Annotated in this window: 25 protein-coding genes; 20 read left to right on the forward strand and 5 right to left on the reverse strand. The window is 34.7% G+C overall.

The features are described 5' to 3' along the window. From AC6H33_RS06840 to AC6H33_RS06910, 15 genes are all read left to right on the forward strand, one after another. The gene (locus AC6H33_RS06840; RefSeq protein WP_497604139.1) at positions 1–1,293 is read left to right on the forward strand and encodes an FAD-binding protein; all 1,293 of its coding nucleotides are present in this window, start codon (positions 1–3) and stop codon (positions 1,291–1,293) included. Further along, on the forward strand, positions 1,290–2,021 hold the full coding sequence (locus tag AC6H33_RS06845; protein ID WP_497604140.1) for an SDR family oxidoreductase: 732 nt from the start codon (positions 1,290–1,292) through the stop codon (positions 2,019–2,021). The genes AC6H33_RS06840 and AC6H33_RS06845 overlap by 4 nt, the downstream gene beginning before the upstream one ends. Beyond that, complete coding sequence (locus AC6H33_RS06850; RefSeq protein ID WP_497604141.1) at positions 2,018–3,490, forward strand: ArnT family glycosyltransferase; 1,473 nt, start codon at positions 2,018–2,020, stop codon at positions 3,488–3,490. The genes AC6H33_RS06845 and AC6H33_RS06850 overlap by 4 nt, the downstream gene beginning before the upstream one ends. Then, on the forward strand, positions 3,487–4,065 hold the full coding sequence (locus AC6H33_RS06855; protein ID WP_497604142.1) for an HAD family hydrolase: 579 nt from the start codon (positions 3,487–3,489) through the stop codon (positions 4,063–4,065). The genes AC6H33_RS06850 and AC6H33_RS06855 overlap by 4 nt, the downstream gene beginning before the upstream one ends. A 321-nt stretch (positions 4,066–4,386) precedes the next feature. Beyond that, positions 4,387–5,274, forward strand: coding sequence for a hypothetical protein (locus tag AC6H33_RS06860; protein WP_497604143.1), 888 nt, complete (start codon positions 4,387–4,389; stop codon positions 5,272–5,274). Between the two features lie 103 nt (positions 5,275–5,377). Continuing rightward, the gene (locus tag AC6H33_RS06865) at positions 5,378–5,830 is read left to right on the forward strand and encodes a hypothetical protein (RefSeq protein WP_497604144.1); all 453 of its coding nucleotides are present in this window, start codon (positions 5,378–5,380) and stop codon (positions 5,828–5,830) included. A 238-nt stretch (positions 5,831–6,068) separates the two neighbouring features. After that, positions 6,069–6,977 carry an ankyrin repeat domain-containing protein gene (locus AC6H33_RS06870; RefSeq protein ID WP_497604145.1) on the forward strand — a complete coding sequence of 303 codons (909 nt, stop codon included), beginning with the start codon at positions 6,069–6,071 and terminating at the stop codon, positions 6,975–6,977. Between the two features lie 180 nt (positions 6,978–7,157). After that, positions 7,158–7,403 carry a hypothetical protein gene (locus AC6H33_RS06875; protein WP_497604146.1) on the forward strand — a complete coding sequence of 82 codons (246 nt, stop codon included), beginning with the start codon at positions 7,158–7,160 and terminating at the stop codon, positions 7,401–7,403. Then, the gene (locus tag AC6H33_RS06880) at positions 7,400–7,735 is read left to right on the forward strand and encodes a type II toxin-antitoxin system PemK/MazF family toxin (RefSeq protein ID WP_497604147.1); all 336 of its coding nucleotides are present in this window, start codon (positions 7,400–7,402) and stop codon (positions 7,733–7,735) included. Before AC6H33_RS06875 ends, AC6H33_RS06880 begins: the two co-directional genes overlap by 4 nt. Positions 7,736–7,904: 169 nt before the next feature. Next, a complete protein-coding gene (locus AC6H33_RS06885) occupies positions 7,905–8,963 on the forward strand; it encodes a quinone-dependent dihydroorotate dehydrogenase (RefSeq protein WP_497604148.1) in 1,059 nt (352 codons plus the stop codon). A 1-nt stretch (position 8,964) separates the two neighbouring features. Beyond that, entirely contained in the window at positions 8,965–10,263 is a 1,299-nt protein-coding gene (locus tag AC6H33_RS06890) for a M16 family metallopeptidase (RefSeq protein ID WP_497604149.1), read from the forward strand. Then, positions 10,264–11,157 (forward strand): 4-hydroxy-tetrahydrodipicolinate synthase, encoded by an 894-nt coding sequence (gene dapA, locus AC6H33_RS06895; RefSeq protein WP_497604150.1) that lies wholly within the window; start codon positions 10,264–10,266, stop codon positions 11,155–11,157. It begins immediately after the preceding gene. A gap of 2 nt (positions 11,158–11,159) precedes the next feature. Beyond that, positions 11,160–11,942, forward strand: a complete 783-nt coding sequence (locus AC6H33_RS06900) for an enoyl-ACP reductase (RefSeq protein WP_497604151.1) — start codon at positions 11,160–11,162, stop codon at positions 11,940–11,942. 42 nt (positions 11,943–11,984) lie between these two features. Further along, a complete protein-coding gene (locus AC6H33_RS06905) occupies positions 11,985–12,893 on the forward strand; it encodes a uroporphyrinogen-III synthase (RefSeq protein WP_497604152.1) in 909 nt (302 codons plus the stop codon). A gap of 67 nt (positions 12,894–12,960) precedes the next feature. After that, positions 12,961–13,494 carry a Spy/CpxP family protein refolding chaperone gene (locus tag AC6H33_RS06910; RefSeq protein ID WP_497604153.1) on the forward strand — a complete coding sequence of 178 codons (534 nt, stop codon included), beginning with the start codon at positions 12,961–12,963 and terminating at the stop codon, positions 13,492–13,494. Here the strand turns inward: AC6H33_RS06910 and AC6H33_RS06915 are convergent. Genes AC6H33_RS06915 through AC6H33_RS06925 form a run of 3 tightly spaced genes read right to left on the reverse strand, consistent with a single transcriptional unit; the run spans position 13,491 to position 15,720 of the window. Next, positions 13,491–13,763, reverse strand: coding sequence for a DnaJ domain-containing protein (locus tag AC6H33_RS06915; protein WP_497604154.1), 273 nt, complete (start codon positions 13,761–13,763; stop codon positions 13,491–13,493). The genes AC6H33_RS06910 and AC6H33_RS06915 overlap by 4 nt on opposite strands. Continuing rightward, the gene (locus tag AC6H33_RS06920) at positions 13,760–14,533 is read right to left on the reverse strand and encodes a glycerophosphodiester phosphodiesterase (protein ID WP_497604155.1); all 774 of its coding nucleotides are present in this window, start codon (positions 14,531–14,533) and stop codon (positions 13,760–13,762) included. The genes AC6H33_RS06915 and AC6H33_RS06920 overlap by 4 nt, the downstream gene beginning before the upstream one ends. Continuing rightward, positions 14,530–15,720 (reverse strand): 1-acyl-sn-glycerol-3-phosphate acyltransferase, encoded by a 1,191-nt coding sequence (locus AC6H33_RS06925; protein ID WP_497604156.1) that lies wholly within the window; start codon positions 15,718–15,720, stop codon positions 14,530–14,532. Before AC6H33_RS06925 ends, AC6H33_RS06920 begins: the two co-directional genes overlap by 4 nt. 111 nt (positions 15,721–15,831) lie before the next feature. On the opposite strand from AC6H33_RS06925, the gene pgsA reads away from it, so the two are divergent. The 3 genes from pgsA to AC6H33_RS06940 are packed head-to-tail and all read left to right on the forward strand — an operon-like array spanning position 15,832 to position 18,113. Further along, the gene (pgsA, locus tag AC6H33_RS06930; RefSeq protein ID WP_497604157.1) at positions 15,832–16,386 is read left to right on the forward strand and encodes a CDP-diacylglycerol--glycerol-3-phosphate 3-phosphatidyltransferase; all 555 of its coding nucleotides are present in this window, start codon (positions 15,832–15,834) and stop codon (positions 16,384–16,386) included. Next, on the forward strand, positions 16,383–17,435 hold the full coding sequence (gene rseP / locus AC6H33_RS06935; protein ID WP_497604158.1) for an RIP metalloprotease RseP: 1,053 nt from the start codon (positions 16,383–16,385) through the stop codon (positions 17,433–17,435). The genes pgsA and rseP overlap by 4 nt, the downstream gene beginning before the upstream one ends. 3 nt (positions 17,436–17,438) lie before the next feature. Beyond that, positions 17,439–18,113, forward strand: coding sequence for a YggS family pyridoxal phosphate-dependent enzyme (locus AC6H33_RS06940; RefSeq protein ID WP_497604159.1), 675 nt, complete (start codon positions 17,439–17,441; stop codon positions 18,111–18,113). 28 nt (positions 18,114–18,141) lie between these two features. On the opposite strand, the gene AC6H33_RS06945 is transcribed toward AC6H33_RS06940, so the two are convergent. Further along, entirely contained in the window at positions 18,142–18,897 is a 756-nt protein-coding gene (locus AC6H33_RS06945; protein WP_497604160.1) for a carbonic anhydrase, read from the reverse strand. 74 nt (positions 18,898–18,971) lie between these two features. Between AC6H33_RS06945 and AC6H33_RS06950 the strand changes: the two genes are divergently transcribed. Further along, entirely contained in the window at positions 18,972–20,219 is a 1,248-nt protein-coding gene (locus tag AC6H33_RS06950) for a BaiN/RdsA family NAD(P)/FAD-dependent oxidoreductase (RefSeq protein ID WP_497604161.1), read from the forward strand. Here AC6H33_RS06950 and AC6H33_RS06955 read toward each other — a convergent pair. After that, positions 20,203–20,754 carry a thiamine phosphate synthase gene (locus tag AC6H33_RS06955; protein WP_497604162.1) on the reverse strand — a complete coding sequence of 184 codons (552 nt, stop codon included), beginning with the start codon at positions 20,752–20,754 and terminating at the stop codon, positions 20,203–20,205. The two genes, AC6H33_RS06950 and AC6H33_RS06955, sit on opposite strands and share 17 nt — an antisense overlap. 174 nt (positions 20,755–20,928) lie before the next feature. Between AC6H33_RS06955 and AC6H33_RS06960 the strand changes: the two genes are divergently transcribed. Then, positions 20,929–23,025: a ribonucleoside triphosphate reductase gene (locus tag AC6H33_RS06960; protein WP_497604163.1), complete on the forward strand. Its 2,097-nt coding sequence runs from the start codon at positions 20,929–20,931 to the stop codon at positions 23,023–23,025. Positions 23,026–23,036: the final 11 nt, after the last annotated feature.

The raw sequence follows: 23,036 nt of genomic DNA on the forward strand, positions 1-23,036 counted from the left end.
ATGAGTCTGCTTAGTTGGGGAATGTTTCCAAATATACAAAACAAAATCTTTGCACTAAGGGATGATAAGAGTCTATCTTCATATATCGAGACAACAGATGAGTTTATACCTTATGGAAATGGCAGAAGCTATGGAGATAGCGCACTAAACGATAATCTCCTCTACGCAAAACCATACAACAACTTTTTATCTTTTGATGAAGACAAAGGGATACTAGAGGCTCAAGCAGGGGTACTTCTTAGCGAAATACTAGAAGCTTTTGTCAGTCGTGGATGGTTTTTAAAAGTAACCCCTGGCACAAAACTCATAACTCTTGGCGGAGCAATTGCAAGTGATGTACATGGCAAAAATCACCACGTTGAGGGGTGTTTTAGCGAGTGTGTTGAAGAGTTTACTATCATGGGTGTTGATGGCGATATTAAGAGCTGTAAAAAAGGTGATGAGCTGTTTTTAGCTACATGTGGCGGTATGGGCTTAACTGGTGTAATCCTACGTGCAAAAATATCACTAAAGAAGATAAACTCTAAAAATATAAACCAAACAACCATTAAAACAAAAAACTTAAAAGAGACCTTTGAAGCGTTTGAAGCACATAAAGAAAAGCCCTATTCTGTGGCTTGGATAGACTGTTTGGCAAAGGATGAAGATATCGGAAAATGTCTCTTAATGGTTGGAGATTTTGCAGATGATGGCAACTTGGAGTACAAAAGCAAAAAGAAGCTAACCATTCCATTTAATTTCCCATCATTTGCGCTAAACACTCTAAGCGTAAAGGCGTTTAACTATCTCTACTACGCAAAAGCAAAAGATGGTATCTCAAAGCAAAAAGTAGATATCGATACATTTTTTTATCCTCTTGACGCCATTGGAGATTGGAACAAAATCTATGGAAGAGGCGGATTTACGCAGTATCAGTTTATCCTTCCTAAAGAGCAGAGTTATGAAGGATTAAAAGAGATTCTTACAAAGATTTCTGCTTCAGGCAAAGGGTCGTTTTTGGCTGTTTTAAAGCTATACGGCAAAGAGAATAAAAACTACCTCTCATTTCCTCTTGAAGGCTACTCTTTAGCCCTTGACTTTAAGATAGAGAGTGGACTCTTTGAGCTTTTAGATACGCTTGATGAGGTTGTTTTAAAGTATGGCGGAAGAATTTATCTAACAAAAGATGTGCGAGTAAGCAAAGAGACATTTGAGAAGGGCTATCCTCAAATAGAGAAATTTAGAGCATTTAGAAAAGAGCATAAAATGGATAAAAAATTAAATTCACTGCAATCAAAAAGGGTTCAAATATGAGTTATGTTTTAATAATCGGAGCGAAAAGCGATATAGCAAAAGAGGTGGCACGTGTATATGCAAAAAATGGCTACAACCTCTACTTGGCATCAAGAGAGTCTGAATCTCTTGCGGATTTAAAACAAGATATTGAGATAAGAAGCGGTGTGGAAGTAAAATTGGTTGAGTTTGATATAACTGCCTTTGATACACATGAAGAGTTTTACACCTCACTCAGCGAGAGACCGCTTGGAGTTATAGTTGTTGCTGGTTTTATGTGTGAGCAAAAAGTAGCTCAAAAAGATTGGAGCAAAACTCTACAAACCATAAATGTAAACTATACAGGTGCGCTTAGTATCTTAAACATAGTAGCAAATGATTTTGAAAAAGAGAGACGCGGGTTTATAGTTGGTGTCAGCTCTGTCGCAGGAGATCGTGGCAGAAAAGCAAACTATATCTATGGAAGTGCTAAAGCTGGTTTTTCTGCGTACTTAAGTGGTCTAAGAAATAGACTCTATGAGAGTGGTGTTAGTGTTTTAAGCGTAAAACCTGGCTTTGTAAATACTAAAATGACCGAGTCACTCGACTTGCCTCAAAATCTTACAGCACAGCCACAAGAGGTTGCAGAGGATATATTTAACGCTCAACAGCGTGGAAGAAACATACTCTATACAAAAACCATCTGGATGTTTATTATGTTAGTTATCAAACATATACCAGAGTCTATTTTTAAGAAAATGAGCATATGATTAAAGGTTATCAAAAAGAGGCTATTTGGCTCTTTGGTATCTTTGTCTTTAAGATAGCGATACTTGTTTTACTACCTTTAACTGGCGATGAAGCCTACTTTATAAAGTGGGCAAATCACTTGGATTTTGGCTACTATGACCATCCTCCCATGGTTGGCTGGGTAATATATCTGATGAGTTTTTTTAGTGATTCGCATATCTTCTTTAGGCTTTTTTCAGTTGCTACAACTTTTGTAACTGCTTATGTTATCTATAAAATAGCCCTGCTCTATCAGATACAAAAAGATAAAGCTCTCTTAGTTTCATTTATCTTTTTAGCTTCTCCTATTGATGTGTTACTTCTGCTTATGACAAATGATGTATCACTTCTCTTCTTTAGCGCACTTGGAACTCTTATGTTTTTGTACTCTCTACAAAAAGAGAAGCTATCTTACGCCATCTTTGCTGGGCTCTTTTTGGGATCTGCCTTTTTAAGTAAATATTTTGCTGTTTTTTTGATGTTTTCTCTGCTCATTTTCTCTTTTTATATCTATGGACGCCGTGCGATAAAGAGCGTCTCTATCGTTGCTTTTATTGTCTCTCTTTTTATCGCTCAAAACCTCTACTTTAACTATAATAGCTGCTGGAACAATATCCTCTTTAACTTCTTTGCAAGAACAGAGAATAATGGTTATAACATTGGAACTGTTTTAGGCTATTTTGGACTAATTTTATATATTTTTACACCTTGGGGATTGTACTTTTTATATAAAACGACTTTTAGTAAAAACACTCTACTAAAGCTTCTTGTATCGATTTTAAGTGTTGGATTTTTTATCTTTTTGACAGTCTCTTTAAAAAATAAAATAGGTCTTCACTGGTTTTTGATATTTGTGCCATATATATTTCTGCTCTTTGCTTTTATGGATGAGAGTTATCTAAAAAAACTTTTCCGTTATAACGCTATCTTTAGCGCTGTTCATATCCTAATCTTGATAACTATTTTAAATATTCCGACATCACTTCTTCGTGAGCATAAAAAATACTCAGACATTATTATGTATACCCAGCCAGAGGCACTCTGCGAGAAACTTGAAGAGTTTGATAATGAGAGAATTTTTACGCTTGGTTATTCAACTGCATCTCTGCTCTCACACTACTGCAAAAGAGAGATAAATGTTATCTTTAACAACTCAAAATATGGTCGAATGGATGATAAGCTCTTAGATATAAGAACGCTTCAGAGTAAAGACATTGCTATCTTTAACAAAAATGCTATAAATGAGAAGCAACTACAAAGCGTATGCTCCTCATTTGAGCAGAGCAGTTTTGAGCTAAGCGGTGCAACTTTTTACACAGCAACATGCAAGAATTTTAACTATAATGAGTATAAAAAAGAGTATCTTGAGTATCAAAATGAACACTTTTATAACATTCCACAATGGCTTCCCATCGGGAAATGCTACTTTAAAGAGAGGTACTTTAATTGAATCTAGCCCTATTTGATTTTGATGGAACACTTAGCACAAAAGACTCTTTGGATGAGTTTTTAAAATATAGCGTTGGCAAAAAGAGATACACTCTAAATATGCTCAAATTTATCCCTGATTTAGCTCTTTGGAAACTTAGAATAATAGATAACTCAATAGCAAAAGAGCGTCTTTTTGCTATATTTTTCAAAGGTATGGATGAGGCTCTTTTTCGCGCAAAAGCAAAAAACTTCTCCCTATATAGACTCGATGCGATAATAGATGAAGCGAGGATGAAAGTCCTTGAGCAACACCAAGAAGGCAACTCAAGAGTAATCATAGTTTCTGCTTCCATGAGATGTTGGCTGGAGCCATGGTGCAATAAAAACGGCATTGAGCTTCTATCTACTGAACTAAAGTTTGAAGACGGAAAATTTAGCGGTAAATTTTTAACCCCAAATTGCCATGGAGAAGAGAAAGCAAAACGCATCAAAGAGTATCTAAATCTTGATGAGTATGAGACAATCTACGCCTATGGCGACAGCTCAGGAGACACACAAATGTTAGCCCTCGCACACAAGAGCATAAAGTACTAATTAAAATCTAATGGACTAATGACTCTAACCTTGTTTAAGCTACATCGTGTTTGTTATGTAGTTTTTTTCAACAATTAACAAACACTTTTGTATGTTATCTCTCTATATGACATTTAACACACACTAAATATTTAAGAATAATATGTATTTTTTCTCTTAAAGTTAAAAAATATTGAAATTTATCATATTTTTCATCAAATTTTAATAATTAACACACATTTAACATGTAAGTTATTTTTGTTTTTTTAAGTTGCTATGTATATAATGTGTTTGATTAAATAGTTGTATCTAAAACAAACAAATTCAAAATAAGAGGGAAAAATGTCAAGCTCAAAATTAATTTCTACTTCAGCTCTAGCAAAAAAACTATCTATCAGCAAACACCAACTTGATGAACTTCTATTATCAGCTAAGTACATTATAAAAAATGAAGATGGATATAAATTAACTGAGTTAGGCGTACAAAACAGTGGTGCATTAAAAAATCATGCAAAATTCGGAGAATATATTGCTTGGGATGAGAATATAGAAATTCCAAATAAATTAATTACGCAAGGAAAAGAGTTTTTTTCTTCAACAAAAATAGCAGCTAAATATAACCTTTCAGCTAGAAAAATCAATTTAATTTTATCTGAGATAGGATTTATTGAAAAATATTTAAAAGGTTGGACGATAACCATTCTAGGAAGTAAGAATAGAGGTATTCAAAAAGAGAATAATCAGAATGGAATACCTTATGTTGAATGGGATGAATCAATTTTTACAAATAGTGCTTTTTCGTCTATTATTCAAGAAGTCAAGGGTGAAGCCGGCGAAAGTACACAGCAAAAGATTGATGATTCTCAAGATTCAAACTTTAGAGAAAAGTTTATAGCAAAACATAGAGCTACAGATGGTCATATGGTTAGAAGTAAAGCAGAGATGCTTATTGATAATTGGCTTTATATGGCTGAAATTGTACATGCCTATGAAAGAAAACTACCAATAGAAGAAGAGGTGTATTGTGATTTTTATATCCCTACAGGAAAAATTTATATAGAATTTTGGGGATTAGAAAATGACCCTAAATATATGGCAAGAAAAGAAGCTAAAAAAGCTATTTACAAAAAATATGATTTTAAATTAATAGAACTGACAGATGTAGAAGTATTTAACCTTGACGATGTTTTACCGAAAATGTTATTAAAATTCGGGGTGCAAACCTACTAAAAGATACAACAAAATATAGTAGCCAATAAGTTACCTTACGGCAACTTATTGGCTATATTCAATCGTTATGCAACATATATAAATTAAGGAACAATTTTAACTTATGGACGAAAAATTACTTAAAAAATACCTTAGCTATGCCAATACTGAAGAGTCCTTTGCAGTTCTCTTTACGAAAAAATATCTTATTCAAGCTAAAGGGCATTGGGTAGACATTGTCGACTGCGACCCTTATCAGAAGTCCTCGGATAATTTACATTTCCGATTTGTCGAAGGTAGTCTGTATAAGAGAAAAATAGAGCCACGGTACCCCTCGAAAGCCACATACACCATTAATGGAAAATTTAATGAACGCGAATATGACTTGATGGTACGAGCCATAACTTGGGAAACCGCACACAGAGACATTGAGCAACAAAAGTCAAAGAATGTGGCGGCAACGGAATTCAAGATAACAGGCGTGAGCTACAAGAAAAACCGAAGCAACAAGAACTATTTTCGTGACGATGCACCACAAGTGACAACAAGAGATAAAGGCTCTTGCAAAAGACCTTAATAACCGAACAAACCCTCTTTGGGACAAGGCTATGCAATACATCAATAAGTATGAGCCAGAGTTTGTTTATAAAATAAAACAGGTTCACATCAGCCCCAGTAAAGTTACACCCTTGTGAATGAATCTCCACTTTTAAGGTGTAAAAATAAAAAGATATAACAAAACTTTGTAACCAATAAATGCCCTAACGGTCATTTATTGGCTAAAGTCAATCGTTAGACTCACAAAAGGATTAAACTTGAAAAACCAATTTACTTTATTTATAAAAGCATTTCTCTTCATGTTTTTTATATTTTCAAATGGATATGCACAAAACAATACAAATTCACCTAGCAATGAACTTGAAATATTTAAAGCAATAGATTCAAAAGACTACAAAAAAATCAATGAACTTTTAAAAAATGGCGTAAGTCCTTGCTTAAAAAGAGAACAAAAATATAAAACATATACCAATGTAGATTTTGCTTTTAATTATGCAATAAGTATAGGTGATATTAAAATTTTAAAATCTTTTTTACCATATATTGACAATATCACAAAACCCTCTTGTTTATATAGTCCTTCCATATTTTATGCAATAAAAAATGATGATATTAAAATGATTCAATTTTTAATAGACAATGGGGCTGATGTCAATTTTCCAACTAAGCTATCTATGAAAGAAACACCTATTCAGGAAGCATTATTAAGAAGGAAAATGTATTCTGCACAAAAGCTCATTGATAATGGTGCAAAAATAGATAAAGATATAGGATTTCAATCATTACAACTTGCTATAAAAAATTTAAATATTGAAGTTGTACAGTTTTTAATTAGTAATAAATATAATGTAAATTTTCAAAATAAAGATGGTAATACTATACTACATCTAATGGCAATGGGAATTGTAGAAAAAAACTTGAAAAACATCCAAACATATATAGAAAAAAAAGAATATATCAAACGATTTCCTGATACTTATGTGAAAGCACAAGAACAAGTAAAAAGACTTAAAGAAAATTTCGAAAATTATCCAAAAATAGGTGAACTCCTGCTAAAAAGTGGAGCAGATACTAAGTTAAAAAATAATGATGGGAATACTCCATTAATGATTGCCAATAAAAATAATATAGATACAATGGTTGAAATTTTAAAAAATGAAAAATAAGAAAAATATCAAAATGTCTAACAAATTAGTGGAGCCAATAAATTACCCTACGGGCAATTTATTGGCTCATTTTAAACGTTATAGGACTATATTTATAAATCTTAAATTTAAACAAACTCTTAGATTATTATAGTATGATAAAAGTATGAATTAAATATTACTATAGTAAGGGGCTTAACAATGGTAAGAAAAACAGTAGCAATTAAAGATGATTTATTTCATAATTTAGAGCTAAATCATATTATGGAGAAGTATCAATCATTTTCTGAATTGGTATCAAATGCTTTACAGCTTTTGATAGAAAAACAAAAAAAAGAGCAATATAAAAAAACTATGATAGAAGCTTCAAAAGATAAATTATATATTCAAGATATGAAAAGTATTGAAGATGAATTTCAATACTCAGATTTTGAGAATATTAAATGAATCAATACGATGTATATCTAGCTGATTTAAATCCAACTGTTGGTAGAGAACAATTTGGGAAAAGACCAGTTTTAATAATCTCAAACAATTATGAGAACTTACTTGATGTAGTCACAATCATTCCAATAACTTCTTTAAAAAATGGTAGAAAAATATACCCAAATGAACTATTGTTGCAAAATGAACTTGAAAAGCCATCAATATTATTGTGCCAACAAATTAGAACTATTTCAAAAAATAGATTAATTAAAAAGTTAACTTCTATTGATAATTATATCACTAAGAAAAAAATAGTAGATGTACTTTGTCTTAGATTTGAAGATATAGATTAACCACCTATAACAAAACCTAGTAGTGAACGCTCTCCTCTCTTATCGAGCATATCAAGAATATTGACTCATTTTGTAGTGTAGATATCAAATCAAAAACGGGCTAACCAAACTCTTTACATTTTTTTTGTATAATCACTAAATTTTTACAAAAGGTGAAGAGGCAAAAAAAATGATAGATTATCAAAGCATAAAACCTTGGCTATTTAAGCTTGAGCCTGAGAACGCTCATATGTTAGCAGAGACAGTTCTTAGAGTACCAAACATTTGTCAAGTACCATTTAACACGTTTTTAGAGTCTCACTTTATAACAAACCCTATTTTAAAACAGGAACTTTTTGGTCGTACATTTTTAAACCCAATCGGACTTGGTGCTGGTTTTGATAAAAATGCAACTATGATTCGAGGTATGCAGATTTTAGGTTTTGGCTTTACTGAGGTTGGAACTATAACACCAAAAGCTCAAGCTGGAAATCCAAAACCTAGAATGTTCCGTCATATTGAGGAGCAAAGCATTCAAAATGCCATGGGCTTTAACAACGAGGGGCTTTTAAGCGCACAAAAGAGGTTAAAAAATAGATTTCCATTTACTACTCCTATTGGTATAAATATTGGAAAAAACAAGCTAACTCCAGATGCACAAGCCATTGATGACTACACAACTCTTATAAAAGCACTCCATGAATTAGGGGATTATCTGGTAATTAACATCTCCTCTCCAAACACTCCAGGACTTCGTGATTTGCAAAATGAGGAGTTTATAACAAAGCTTTTTAAAGAGGCAAAAGCTATAACTTCAAAGCCTATTTTGTTAAAAATAGCGCCAGATATGAGCAAAGAAGATGCTGTTGCACTCACAAAACTAGCTGTTGAGCAGGGTGCTGATGGCATCATTGCAACAAACACTACTGTTGATTACTCTTTGGTTAAAGCACCAAAGAGTATTGGCGGGTTAAGTGGGGAAGTTCTTAAAGAGAAGAGTTTTGAGATATTTGATGCAATTGCACAAGAGCTTTATGGCAAAACAACTCTTATCTCTGTTGGTGGCATCTCATCTGCTAAAGAAGCTTACAGACGTATAAAAGCTGGAGCTTCTCTTGTTCAGATATACAGTGGGCTTATTTTTGGCGGTCCTGATTTGATAAAAAATATAAACAACGAGCTTACAGAGCTTATAAAAGCTGATGGATATTCAAATATCACAGAGGCAATAGGTGCTAATAGAAAATAATATGAAAATAATCATAGCACTCACACTTATTTTAGGAACTTTAATGGCATCATCACTACCAAAATACGAAACAAAAACTCTAAAAAATGGACTCCAGATTGTGGTTATTCCACTTAAAAACTCTACTAACGTTATCAGTACTGATATTTTTTACAAAGTTGGAAGCAGAAATGAAGTAATGGGCAAAACAGGTATCGCCCATATGCTTGAACACATGAACTTCAAATCAACCAAAAATCTCTCAGCTGGAGAGTTTGACAAAGAGGTAAAGAGCATAGGAGGCTTAAATAACGCATCAACTAGCTTTGACTATACTCACTACTACATAAAATCAAGCACACAAAATTTGGATAAATCACTTGAACTCTATGCAGAGCTTATGCAAAATCTTCTTCTAAAAGACAAAGAGTTTCAGCCAGAGCGTGATGTAGTTGCTGAGGAGAGACGCTGGAGAACAGAAAACTCTCCGATGGGATATTTATACTTTGCTCTTTTTAACAACGCTTACGTTTACCACCCTTACCACTGGACTCCGATTGGATTTATGAACGATATTAAAACTTGGAGTATCGATGATATAAAAGATTTTCACAAAACTTACTATCAACCAAGCAATGCTATCTTGATGGTAACTGGCGATGTTGAGCCTAAAGAGGTATTTAAAGCTGCAAAGAAAAAATTTGACAATATTTTAAACAATGCAAAATTACCAGAATTTAAGTTTGTAGAGCCTGAACAAAATGGCGCAAAAAGAGTAATTATCCACAAAGAGAGTGAAGTTGAGATGTTGGCTTTAACTTTTCACATTCCAAACTTTAAACATGAAGACCAAATTGTTCTTAGCATGATTTCAGAGATACTATACTCTGGCAAAAGTTCGAGACTATACAAAGATCTTATCGAAGAAAAAGAGCTTGTAAATAGCATATATGCTTACAATATGGAAAATATCGACCCAGGTCTTTTCATCTTTTTAGCAACATGTAATCCTGATGTCAAAGCTGAGGATGTAGAAAAAGAGTTACTTGCTCAAATAGAACTTATCAAAAATGAAAAAGTTGACACAAAAGAGATAGAAAAAGTAAAAATCAATACAAAAGCTGACTTTATATACTCACTAGAGAGCTCAACATCTGTTGCAAATCTATTTGGAAGCTATCTTGTAAGAGGCGATTTAACGCCACTTTTGAGTTATGAAGAGAACATTGAGAAGATTACTCAAGAGAAAATTCAAGAAGTTGCAAACAAATACTTCAACTTTGACAAATCAACAACACTTATTTTAAAAAAAGGTAACTAAATGGATATTGTAACTGGTTCAACTACTGCGCTAATTACCCCCTTTAAAAATGGAAAACTAGATGAGAGTGCATACGCAAATCTCATCAAAAGGCAGATAAAAAATGGCATAAATGCCGTCTGTCCAGTTGGAACAACTGGGGAGAGTGCTACACTTAGCTATGCTGAAGATAAAAGATGTATCGAGATAGCTGTTGAAGTATGTCGTGGCACTGCTACTAAAGTTTTGGCAGGGGCTGGTAGCAACTCAACTTCTGAAGCGATAGAAGCAGCCCTAACAGCTCAAAAATGTGGAGTTGATGCGATTTTCTCAGTAGCGCCTTACTATGTAAAACCATCTCAAGAGGGACTCTACCAACACTATAAAGCTATCGCTTCTTCAGTGCCAGAGCTCCCATTTATGCTCTATAATGTTCCAGGAAGAACTGTTGTAGATATAAGTGCAGATACGGTTATAAGACTATTTGATGATGTTAAAAATATATACGGTATAAAAGAGGCAACTGGAAGCCTAGAGCGTACAGTTGAACTTCTCTCTCGCAGACCTGAGCTTAAAGTATTTAGCGGTGATGATGCGATTGACTATCCTATCCTTGCAAATGGTGGTGCTGGAATCACCTCTGTTACTTCAAACCTTCTTCCTGATTTAAAAAGTGAGTTGGTAAAAAAAGCCCTAAGTGGTGATTTTACTGGCTCAAAAGCTATAAATGATATGCTTTTTCCTATAAACAAAGCTCTATTTTTAGAGTCAAATCCAATCATGATAAAAGCTGCAATGTATATAGCAGGACTTATAGATACGCTTGAGTATAGACTTCCTTTAGTGGCTCCAAGCGTTGAAAATATGAAAAAATTAGAATCAGTTATGAAAAATTACGAAATTAAGGGATTATAAAAATGACAGGAAAAAATATGCAAGGCAAAACTCTATTTGTAAGTGGCGGAACTCGTGGAATTGGTAAAGCAATCGTATATGCATTTGCTCAAAAAGGGTGTAATGTAGCTTTTACTTATGCAACAAAAGCAGAAACTGCGGATGAGATAATTACTGATGTTGAATCAAAATTTGGTGTAAAAGTTAGAGCTTACAAGCTTGATATTTTAGAGCCTGATACATATAGAGATGTTTATGCAGAGTTTGATAAGGATTTTGATAGATTAGACTTCTTTATCTCAAATGCTATCATCTCTGGACGCGCTGTTGTTGGCGGATTTGGCCCATTTATGAGACTAAAACCAAAAGGGTTAAACAATATATATACAGCAACAGTTGATGCGTTTGTTGTTGGTGCGCAAGAAGCAGCTAAGAGAATGGAGCTAGTTGGTGGTGGAAGTATCATCAGCATGAGTTCAACTGGAAATCTTGTATATACTCCAAATTACGCTGGTCATGGAACAAACAAAGCTGCAGTTGAGGCTATGGTTCGTTACGCTGCTGCTGAACTTGGCGAAAAAGGCATCCGTGTAAATGCAGTAAGTGGTGGACCAATTGATACTGACGCACTAAGAGCATTTCCAAACTATGAAGAGGTTAAAAGTGAGGTTGTAAAACGCTCTCCTCTTTCTCGTATGGGTGAGGCAACCGACCTAACTGGTGCGTGTCTTTTCCTATGTGGAACAGAGTCTTCATGGCTTACAGGACAAACGATAGTAATTGATGGCGGAACAACCTTTCAGTAAATATAACTAAAATATTTACCTACAAGATGTTATCATCCATCCATGAAAAAGATTGAAAAATTAATTGAACATTTAAATCTTATCTACTATGAGTATGATGAGCCAACTCGCTCATTTATTCTTGATAGAAGCTACTCAAATGAACATATATTTGAGGAGCTCATAAAAATCACCTACATTCTAAGCAAACACAACATAAACTTTTTTGTAGATGAGAACAAATCTTTAGTCCTAAACAGTAAAAATAGCTTATTCTCAAAAATAAAAAGAGTTATAGGCTCATTTGTACAAAATATAAAAAACAGATCTTTAAATATATATGTACTAAATGACAAAAAAGTAAAGTGGGCTAAAAACCTCCCTGTAATCAAGATAGAGAGCATAAATACATCTTTTGACATCTCATCATATGACGCACTTATTTTTACGTCAAAGAGTGCCGTAAATTCACTAAACTCATATAATCAAGAGTGGAAGAGTAAACCTCTTTATGTTATAGCTCCTCAAACGGCAAAAGTTGCAAGTAATCTAGGTGGCAAAATAAAGTTTGTAAGCAAAGAAAAACATGGAGATGAGTTTGCAGATGAACTCATCCCTCTTTTAAAAAACAAAAAAGTGCTCTATATAAGAGGCTCAAAAGTTGTCTCCAACTTAGTAGAGACCCTAAATAATAATGAGATTATCTGCGATGATGCAGTGGTTTATCAGACAGTATGTATCAACTTTAAAAAGAAGATAAAACTTCCAAAAAACTCTGTAATAATTTTCTCTTCTCCTTCAACAATAGAGTGTTTTCTGAAAAATGCCATTTGGGATGAGAGCTACAAAGCAGTATCTATCGGGCACACAACTGAAAAATACTTTCCTTCATACATAACTCCAGTGGTTGCAGACACACAATCACTTGATTCTTGCGTAAAAAAAGCCATAGAGTTGATAACTAAAGCATAAGGTATTAAGTTTTCATTTTATATAGCACTGTATAATGGCTAGCTATATAAATCAAAAGGAAACTAATATGAAAAATATAAAAACAACACTAGCAATCCTATCTTGCTCTTTAGTTCTTAACTCTACTCTAACGGCTGATGCGACACTTCCACCACCAATCCAAGATGTCGTAAAGATGGAAAAAATGGCAGGTCCAGCTGGTCCATTTACAACAAAAGAAAATTTTCCAAAAGATTACTTCTTAATGCCAAAAAATCTTCCTTATTTAGTTGGTATGACGCTATACGATAGCTCCAGTGCTAACTTAAACCTATCAAAAGAGCAGATTGAGGCTATCTTAAAAATCAAAGATGAGCTGATGGCAAAAGCTGCAAAAAAAGCACTTGTTATTAAAAACTTAGAACTTGAGATGATGAAAGAGGTCTCGTTTAAACTAAACTCTAAAAAAGCTACTGAGCTTTATCCAGCTGTTGATGAGATAGCAAAACTAAGAGCAGAACTTACAAAGATACATCTTGATTGTATAGAGAAAGTAAAAGCAGTTCTAACACCTGAACAATTTGAAGAGATGCTAGACTACGGCATCGTAAACATGTTTTAATAACTATAAAACCAATCTTTTGATTTTCGCAAGAAGGGGTTTTGTTCATAAAACTCCTCTTCATCAAGCCTAAACCTAAAATTTTGAAGATACTCGCTTACTAACTTATACGCCTCATTTATCTCTTTAAACTTTTCATCATCACCGCTAGGCATATCTGGATGATATATTTTAGATAGTTTTTGATATTTCTTCTTAAGCTCACTTTGTGTTATTTTTGATGCTATTTCAAGTGTATCAACAGCTTCTTGGAACTTTGCAAAGTTCATATTTTATCCTTATATAGAGAGTCACTAAATACAAAATTAACACCCATCTCAAATAGTTCATGTGAACGAATGGCGCTATTTACGGTATATACACCAACAAAAAAGCCCTCTTCTCTTAACATCTCCACACTACCTCTGTGCACCAATTCATCATTTAAACAATATCCGTCAACTCCAAGCTCTCTTAAGTATGAGATTAACTCTTTTGGATGAGCATCTTCAACCAAAGCAGCAGTTGGGATATGAAGTTTTGTCTTTATCAGTTTTAGATATTCATGTCTAAAAGATGATACTAAAACTCTATCACTGCATAGCGTGTCATTTATCTCCTTGACAACCGTATCAACAACCTCTTTATCACCAAACGCAGAGCTTATATCTTTAATCTCTAGATTTAAAAATAGGTTATTCTTTTTTATAAATATAAGAGCATCATGTAGCGTCAATAGTGGCTCTGCTTGGGCTTTATCTCTATAAAACCAACTTCCATAATCAAGTCTCTTTAGCTCATCATACATAAAATCACTTACCTTATATGGCTTCTTTGAATCAAATTCGGATAGTTGCGAGACGTTTGTAGTTCTAAGAAGTGTATCATCATGCATAATTATCGCAATACCCTCTTTGCTTAGCTGAGTGTCTATCTCTATAAAATCAGCTCTGCCAATGCTTTTCTTAAGCGCACTAAGAGTGTTCTCAGGGGCGAGAGAGTTTGCCCCTCTATGTGCAGCGATAAGTTCAGGTCTGCTTAGAAGTTCTAAAAAATTCATATATTGCCCATCCCATTTAAAGATAACTCCGCTTGAATACTATCTTTGGTTTGCTTTGTTATCTGCTCTATGCTTAGATTTTGTGGAAAAATCACTTTAGAGAATGTCACTCTTATCTTTCTTGGTCTTGGAAATATTTTGCCAGTTCCAAGTGCCTCAAAACTTCCATCAATAGTTACGGGGAGAATAGGAATGTTAAATATCTTTGACAACATCGCAAAGAAAGGTCTAAATTCTAAGAGCTCTCTATCACGAGTCCTAGCACCTTCTGGAAAAATAACAAGATTATTTCCCTCTCTTATAGGCAGAGCTGAGTACTGCATAGTATGTTTTAGATTTTGGTTTGCGTCTATAAGGATAGTCTGACCATGTTTTGATATTGGACCCAAGAGTTTTGTTCCAAATACCTGCTTATATGCAAGAAAAAAGCTCTTCTTTAAAACAGCGTATGGTAAAGTTGCCTCAATTAAAAAACCATCCAACATACTTTGATGAGATGGCGCAATGATACATGGATAAGAGGGAATATTTTGTGAACCTTTTATTTCAAGTCTAAAGTAGAGTTTAAAAATAGGAAACAATACGCTCTTATAGATAGACATGATTATCGGCGAGTAGTATAGTTTCTCATCTATCTTCTCTTTTAGTATCTCATCCCATTTTGGCATTGATACTTTTACATCATGACTCTCTCTTTTTATGTAATCATACAAGAGTCTCATACTCATAATATTTGAAAATACAGCCTCATCAATCTTTACTCCAAAACTCTGCTCGATAAAGACAAAAAGCTCTACATAGTTTAGAGAATCAAGCCCTAAATCAAGCTCAAGATGAGATGATGAGTATATTTTATTTTTTGTAATTGTTGATAGAAATTCTCTAAGTGTTTTATAAATCTCATCATCTATTTCATCTTCGAGGAGCTGTTTTTGTGGTTGTGAGTCAATTGGTGAAGTTATGATTTCATACCCTCTTATCTTATCCTCTTCATTAGCATCAAGATTATAAAGCTCAACACCGTACCACCTAATCTCTTCTCTTATATTTATGATTTTTGCCTCTCTAAGAGCATCAAAATCTGGATAGATATATGCAAAATATTTACCATCTCTAAAAAGTAACTGAGCCTCTTTTATATAAGGAGTGTATGAGCGTAACAACTGCCCTTTTTCATCTAAATTCACTTATTCTCTTTATCTGCTTATTTGTATCTATCTTATCAAAGTAGCAAACACAATGTCAAGCCTACCTTAAGAGCCAAAAGGTTAAAATACGCGAAAAAACAAGGGCTTTTTTTGTTAAATCTTCCTAATTTACTAGCATCTCTACGTATTCTTATAGCTCCAATAATGTTTTGGATAATCCTAACGCCATCTCTTTTTAGTGACGCTGGTTTTCACATCTCATGGAGTTACTATACAGCTTCACTTCTTTTTGTTCTAGCTAGTGTAACTGATTTTTTTGATGGCTATATTGCAAGAGAGTGGAATCAGATGACAATGCTTGGAGCTATACTTGACCCTTTAGCTGACAAGATGCTTACAATCGCCGCATTCTTAGGGCTTATGATGATAGGAGAAGCGAGTGCTTGGGCTATATATATCATCATCATTCGTGAGTTATTTATAACAGGTATCCGTACAGTTGCGCTTGGTGAAGGGCTTGATATAAAAGCTTCATTTGCTGGAAAAGTAAAAACTGTTGTGCAGATGATTGCGATTGGTTTTTTACTTATGCACTGGCCATTTGGGACTGAACTTTTATGGCTTGCAGTTGGGCTTACACTATACTCTGGATTTGAGTATCTTTGGGGATTTAGAAATGCACTTTTAGTGGAGAGAAGCAGATGAGTTTTTTAGTATCTTTAGCGGTTCTATCCGCCCTTATATTTTTTCATGAGTTAGGTCACTACTTTGCAGCTCGTGCTATGGGTGTTCGTATAGAGGTTTTTAGTATCGGTTTTGGTAAAAAAATAGCCTCTTTTAACAGATGGGGAAGTGAGTGGAGATTAGCACTTATCCCACTTGGTGGCTATGTTAGGATGAAAGGTCAAGACGATAGCGACCCAACAAAAAAGAGCTATGATAGCGATAGCTACAATGTAAAAACACCTTCACAAAAGATATTTATCCTCCTTGCTGGTCCTTTTGCAAACTTTGTTTTAGCATTTTTTCTATACTTTGTTATCGCATTAGGCGGTCCAAATATCCTCTCTGCTGTGATAGGAAAAGTAGTTGAGGACTCTCCTGCATTTGTGGCTGGTTTAGAGACAAACGACACGATACGCTCGATTAATGGCGTAGAAATAGCTACATGGGAAGAGATGGCGAAGTTCATAGAGCTCTCAGATGGCTCACTATCTCTTGAAATCCAAAGAGGCGAAGCTATAAAACAGATAGTTTTAACTCCAAAAATCACTCAAACTACAAATATTTTCAATGAAGTTATTGAAAAAAAGATGATAGGAATTGGAAGTGCTGGAGTTACTCACAAGCTTGATTTAGGCGTTAGTGAGACTTTAACTTATGCAACAAATCAGACCATCTTTGCTTCAACTCTAATCTTTAGCGGACTAAAAAAACTGCTCTTTGGGGAAGTTCCTGCCAATGAACTTGGCGGTGTTATATCCATAGTAAAACTAACCTCTGATGCAAGTGAAGCTGGATGGATGAGCGTGCTCTTTTTTGCAGCTCTTATATCTGTAAATCTCGGTGTTTTAAACCTCCTACCAATCCCTGCGCTTGATGGCGGACATATCATGTTTAACCTATATGAACTTCTCTTTAGAAGAGAGGTTAATGAAGCTATTATGATAAAGCTAACCATTGCTGGCTGGGTGATACTTTTCTCACTTATGGGATTAGGACTTTACAACGATATAAATAGACTAATAGGATAGATAATGAACAAAGAAGAGTATAAATTATACATTGATAATGTTATAAGAAGAGTTGAGTTTGCTAGAGTTAGATTTAACGATAAGCATATAGTAAAGATTGTAGCAATTAGTAAGTATTCAACCTCGGATGAGATAAAAGCACTCTACGAGATAGGTCAAAGAGCCTTTGGGGAGAACAAAGTTCAAGACTTAAGAGCTAAGAGCGATGAGCTTGAAGAGTTGCCTCTTGAGTGGCATTTTGTTGGAACTTTGCAAAAAAATAAGATAAATAATCTACTGGATATCAACCCTTCCCTATTTCACTCTCTTGACTCCTTAGAGTTGGCACAAGAACTGCAAAAGAAGCTAAAGCAAAGAGAGATGACGCTTGATGCACTTTTACAGATAAACTCTGCAAAAGAGGAGTCAAAATCTGGTGTTATGCCTGAAGATGCAGTACAAATATATAACCAAATAAAAAAAGAGTGTCCAAATATAAATCTTCGTGGTGTTATGAGCATTGGCGCACATACTGATGATAAAAAAGTAATTAAAAAGAGTTTTGATACAACTTATACTATTTATAAAGAGCTAGAGGATGCAGATATCTGTTCAATGGGGATGAGCGGAGATTTTGAACTAGCTATCGAGTGTGGCTCAAATATGATAAGACTAGGCTCTATCATGTTTGATAAATAACTTCTCACGCAGAGAAGTTATCTGTTTATTACTTCATTACTTTTCTAGCGTTTAGTGGCTGAGTTGGTCTGTTGTTTTCATGTCCAAATATATCAAAGAACTCTTTAACCTGCTCTTTTGATACAGTTGCATAATCTTTAAATACAAACCATCTAACACCTTCACTACATGGCGGTGTTGTAAGAGAACCATTAAATCTAAAATATGATTTATCTTTTGGAAGCATCTCATTTATCATACCTGATTGAAGTCCACAACCTGCCTTAGTTCCAGCGTTATGTGGCATTTTACTCCAAATCTTTTTAAGAATTTTATTCTCTTGTCCCTCTTCAAACATAACAGCTACAACAGCTAATTCTCCATCTTTTGAAGCGTGTACAAAGTGAGCTTCAAGCGGAAAACTTTTCCCCTCAATCATATTTTCACTAGGAGTGTGGAAGTGAAACTGCTTTAAATTAAAAACAGTTCCATCTATCTTTATACTACTCCCTTCTTTTATATCAACTTGAATTGTATGCCCATTATTTACAACTCCAACAGCATCTGTTTTATAGTTAAACTCTATATTTTCAAGCCCTGTTGTTGCAACTACACCATCTTTTGAGATGTTGATTGGTGATTGAGAGCGTCCATTTTTACATGCACTATATTCAGGAGACAATTCGCCCCAGTTTTGTGGAGCCTCATGTCCTGTATAGCCCCAGTGAGTAGCTCCTCCTGCAAATAAAGAACCTCCAAGCAGAATGGTTACTGCACAACTCGATAAGATTTTGCTTAATTTCATTTTAAAACCTTTGTGATATATTTTGTTAAGAATTGTATCCTATAAATTTTAAAGTAATTTGATTAAAATATCACATGAATAATAAAACATATGACCTTATCGTAATTGGTGGCGGAGCTGCTGGAATAATGGCAGCCATAACTGCCGCTAGAGATAAAAAAATAGTTCTTCTGCTAGAGAAACTACCTCAAATTGCTGCAAAACTAAAAGCAACTGGCGGTGGAAGATGTAACCTTACAAACACACTTGAGCATGAAGAGTTTATGCAAAAGTTTGGAAAGAATGGGCGTTTTATGCAAGATGCTCTTAAGCTATTTGACAACAAGTCTCTTGTAGATTTTTTTAAAGAGATTGGTGTTGATACTCACGCACCTGATGGATTTAGAGTTTTTCCATCATCACACTCTTCATCTACCATCATTGAGGCACTCCTTAGTGAGATGCAAAGAGTTGGAGTTGAAATATTGAAATCTCAAAGAGTTAAAACTCTTCTACATAAAGATGCAAATATAGTTGGAGTATCAACAGAGACTCAAACCTTTTACGCAAAAAACATCATAGTTGCAACTGGCGGACTTGGATATCCAACGCTTGGAGCTGAGGGCGATGGACATGAGATGGCAAAAGAGAGTGGACACAAAGTTACAGAACTACACCCCGCTATGATGCCTCTGCAAACCAAAGAGAGCTGGGTTGAGCATTGCCGTGCTGATACAATTGCCAAAGTTGAGCTTAGAGTTGATATTAAAAAATATGCAAAGATAAAAGCTTTTGGAGATCTGATTTTTACAAAAAATGGCATTAGAGGTCCTGTTGTGCTTGACGCTGCAAGAGATTTAACTCCGATTCTTGATAAGTATGGCGAGGTACCAATCCTGCTAAATCTTACAAAAGGGATGAATGAGGAGCAACTCACAAAATATCTAAAGGATGAAGTGCTAAAAAACCAAAGTGTTACTATATTAGAGCTAATCAGCACCCTGCTTCCAGCTCCTTTATCAGCTGAACTATGTAAACTCTCTGATATAGAGCCAAACTTAACGTATGGAAAAATTTCAGGCGAGAGCAGAGCAAAACTAATCAAACTTTTAGCATGGACACCACTTACAATAACGGGTCATGATGGCTTTAAAATGGCGATGATTACAAGGGGTGGGATTGATTTAAAAGAGATAGAGCCAAAAACAATGCAAAGCAGAGTTATAGATGGGCTTTACTTCTGTGGAGAGATTATGAACCTTGATGGCCCATGTGGTGGTTATAACCTGCAATGGAGCTTTTCAAGCGGTTACTTAGCGGGAAAACTTAAGCAAAATATCTAATGGAAGCAAAACCATAAGCTTTAGTTTTTGAAATCATATCGATATGTTCGTTAGTAACAATCCCGCCAAGAGCAAAAATTTTTATCTGACACATAGAGAGAAGCTCTTCTAAATCATCGATTCCTTTAGGTTCTCCTTTATCTGGAGAGGCAAATATCGGGCTGTATGTTACAGCCTCAGCACCTAATTCTTGAGCTTTTAGCACCTCGTTATGAGTATGCGCACTTATTATAACTTCAAGGTTCTCTCTCTTTGCTATCTCAATCTCGCAAAACTGATTTGATGTAAGATGAACCCCATCTGCCCCAAGAGCCTTTGCTAAAGAGATATTTTGATGTATAAAAGATTTAACATTGGCTACCTCTTTGCATGTAGTTATAAATATAGAGGCTAACTCTTCATAGTTTGTAGCTGTTTTGTCACGAAAAAGTACGTACTGTGGTTTATGTTTTTTTAACTGTTGCAACAAAGTTTTATGAAAAATATCACTATCATGCGTATAAAATTTTTCTGATGTTATGAGATACTTTTGCATTTTTGCTACTTCTTGATAAATTTAGAATTTTAAAAAAAATTTCATATCCGCCAATTATACCTTGTAGCAATTAATAGAGCTTTTAGTGACGCCAATATGACATTTTTCATTAGATACTTTTAACTTCACATCCTATAAACTACCAAACTTTTTTACAAGCGATAGGAGAAAATTATGGTTGAAAATATTTTAAAAAGAGATGGTACGCATAAAGAGTTTTTATCTTTTAAAATCGAAGATGCAATCAAAAAAGCGTTTAAATCTCAAAATATTATCTATGATAGTTCTATATTTTTCAATGTCCTAGATGAGCTTAAAGCTAGAAGAGTTGTTGCCGTTGAGGATATTCAAGACTTAATCGAAAAAGAGCTTTATAAATCACGATATTTTGAAGTTATGCGCTCTTTTATGATTTACCGTCACACTCACAAGATGCAAAGAGACAGCCTTCTTAGCGAAGATACAACATATATAAACTCTACTCAAACTATCGAGGAGTACATACTTGGAACAGACTGGCGTATAAAAGCAAACTCAAACACTGGATACTCAAATGCTGGGCTTGTAAACAATACAGCAGGAAAAGTAATAGCAAACTACTGGCTTGATAAAATCTACTCCAAAGAAGAGGGTTATGCTCACCGTAATGGCGACTATCATATCCACGACTTAGATTGTTTAACTGGATATTGTGCTGGTTGGTCTCTGCGTGTTTTGCTTGATGAGGGTTTTAACGGAGTAAGAGGCAGAGTTGAGAGTGATGCTCCAAGACATTTCCGCGAAGCACTTGGACAGATGGCCAACTTCTTGGGCATACTCCAAAGTGAATGGGCTGGAGCACAAGCATTTAGCTCGTTTGATACTTATTTAGCGCCTTATGTATTTAAAGACAAGCTTCCATATAACGAAGTAAAAAAAGCTATCAGAAGCTTTATTTATAACTTAAATGTGCCAGCACGTTGGGGTCAGTCACCATTTACTAACATTACTATTGACTGGACTGTACCTTCTGACTTACAAGACCAGATTCCAACATCTAAACAACTACACCTTTTCAAAGGTATGTTAGATAGTGAACTAGAAGAAATAGCATTACAAAGAGGTGTCAAGTCACTTCAAGAGATGACATACAAAAATTTCCAGCCAGAAATGAACCAGATAAATAGAGCTTACTATGAAATCATGACTGAGGGAGATTTAACGGGACAACCATTCACATTCCCTATCCCAACTGTTAACATTACAGAGGATTTTGATTGGTATGGAGAAAATACAGATGTACTTTTTGAAAATACTGCAAAAATCGGTTCATCATATTTTCAAAACTTCATTGGCTCTCAATACAAAAGAGATGCAAATGGAGATTTAGTTCCAAACGAAGAGGCTTACAAACCAGGACATGTAAGAAGTATGTGTTGTAGGCTACAACTTGATTTACGTGAGCTACTAAAGCGTGGCGGTGGGCTTTTTGGAAGTGCTGAGATGACTGGAAGCATCGGTGTTGTTACTATAAATATGGCAAGACTTGGCTTTTTACACAAAGGAAGCAAAGAGGCTCTTTATACTCGTCTTGATCAATTAATGGAACATGCAAAAGTTACACTAGAGAAAAAGAGAGTATTTATCCAAGAGATGTATGATAGAGGGCTTTACCCATATACTAAACGTTATCTGCCAGGATTTAGAAACCACTTCTCAACTATCGGTGTAAATGGTATCAATGAGATGATTAGAAACTTTACAAGTGATGCTTACGATATCAGTGATAAAAGAGGCGAAGATTTTGCTATTGAGATTTTAGAGTATATTAGAGCTAGAATGGTTGAGTTTCAAGAAGAAACAGGAAACCTTTACAATCTTGAAGCAACTCCTGCTGAGGGAACAACTTATAGATTTGCAAAAGAGGATAAAAAGCGTTATGGCGACTCAATACTTCAAGCTGGAATGGGCGATAATATCTACTATACAAACTCATCTCAGATACCAGTTGATTTGACAAACGACCCTTTTGAAGCGTTAACTCTACAAGATGACCTGCAGTGCAAATATACAGGCGGAACAGTTCTGCACCTCTATATGCAAGAAAAAATAAGCTCGACTGAAGCGTGTAGAAAATTAGTTAAAAATGTAATATCAAACTTTAGGCTTCCTTACATTACGGTAACTCCGCTCTTCTCCGTATGTCCAAAACATGGATATATTGCAGGTGAGCATGAGTATTGTCCAAAATGTGATGAAGAGTTACTTAGCGATGTTACAATCGCATCTTAAAAAGGAGGTGG

The sequence above is a fragment of the Sulfurimonas limnophila genome (assembly GCF_059705345.1).

Bases quoted from the DNA above. Each gene is read 5' to 3' on its own strand.
- AC6H33_RS06840 (WP_497604139.1), top strand. From the start codon at position 1: ATGAGTCTGCTTAGTTGGGGAATGTTTCCAAATATACAAAACAAAATC.
- AC6H33_RS06845 (WP_497604140.1), top strand. From the start codon at position 1,290: ATGAGTTATGTTTTAATAATCGGAGCGAAAAGCGATATAGCAAAAGAG.
- AC6H33_RS06850 (WP_497604141.1), top strand. From the start codon at position 2,018: ATGATTAAAGGTTATCAAAAAGAGGCTATTTGGCTCTTTGGTATCTTT.
- AC6H33_RS06860 (WP_497604143.1), top strand. From the start codon at position 4,387: ATGTCAAGCTCAAAATTAATTTCTACTTCAGCTCTAGCAAAAAAACTA.
- AC6H33_RS06865 (WP_497604144.1), top strand. From the start codon at position 5,378: ATGGACGAAAAATTACTTAAAAAATACCTTAGCTATGCCAATACTGAA.
- AC6H33_RS06875 (WP_497604146.1), top strand. From the start codon at position 7,158: ATGGTAAGAAAAACAGTAGCAATTAAAGATGATTTATTTCATAATTTA.
- AC6H33_RS06880 (WP_497604147.1), top strand. From the start codon at position 7,400: ATGAATCAATACGATGTATATCTAGCTGATTTAAATCCAACTGTTGGT.
- AC6H33_RS06885 (WP_497604148.1), top strand. From the start codon at position 7,905: ATGATAGATTATCAAAGCATAAAACCTTGGCTATTTAAGCTTGAGCCT.
- AC6H33_RS06890 (WP_497604149.1), top strand. From the start codon at position 8,965: ATGAAAATAATCATAGCACTCACACTTATTTTAGGAACTTTAATGGCA.
- dapA (WP_497604150.1), top strand. From the start codon at position 10,264: ATGGATATTGTAACTGGTTCAACTACTGCGCTAATTACCCCCTTTAAA.
- AC6H33_RS06900 (WP_497604151.1), top strand. From the start codon at position 11,160: ATGACAGGAAAAAATATGCAAGGCAAAACTCTATTTGTAAGTGGCGGA.
- AC6H33_RS06905 (WP_497604152.1), top strand. From the start codon at position 11,985: ATGAAAAAGATTGAAAAATTAATTGAACATTTAAATCTTATCTACTAT.
- AC6H33_RS06910 (WP_497604153.1), top strand. From the start codon at position 12,961: ATGAAAAATATAAAAACAACACTAGCAATCCTATCTTGCTCTTTAGTT.
- AC6H33_RS06915 (WP_497604154.1), bottom strand. From the start codon at position 13,763: ATGAACTTTGCAAAGTTCCAAGAAGCTGTTGATACACTTGAAATAGCA.
- AC6H33_RS06920 (WP_497604155.1), bottom strand. From the start codon at position 14,533: ATGAATTTTTTAGAACTTCTAAGCAGACCTGAACTTATCGCTGCACAT.
- rseP (WP_497604158.1), top strand. From the start codon at position 16,383: ATGAGTTTTTTAGTATCTTTAGCGGTTCTATCCGCCCTTATATTTTTT.
- AC6H33_RS06940 (WP_497604159.1), top strand. From the start codon at position 17,439: ATGAACAAAGAAGAGTATAAATTATACATTGATAATGTTATAAGAAGA.
- AC6H33_RS06945 (WP_497604160.1), bottom strand. From the start codon at position 18,897: ATGAAATTAAGCAAAATCTTATCGAGTTGTGCAGTAACCATTCTGCTT.
- AC6H33_RS06950 (WP_497604161.1), top strand. From the start codon at position 18,972: ATGAATAATAAAACATATGACCTTATCGTAATTGGTGGCGGAGCTGCT.
- AC6H33_RS06955 (WP_497604162.1), bottom strand. From the start codon at position 20,754: ATGCAAAAGTATCTCATAACATCAGAAAAATTTTATACGCATGATAGT.
- AC6H33_RS06960 (WP_497604163.1), top strand. From the start codon at position 20,929: ATGGTTGAAAATATTTTAAAAAGAGATGGTACGCATAAAGAGTTTTTA.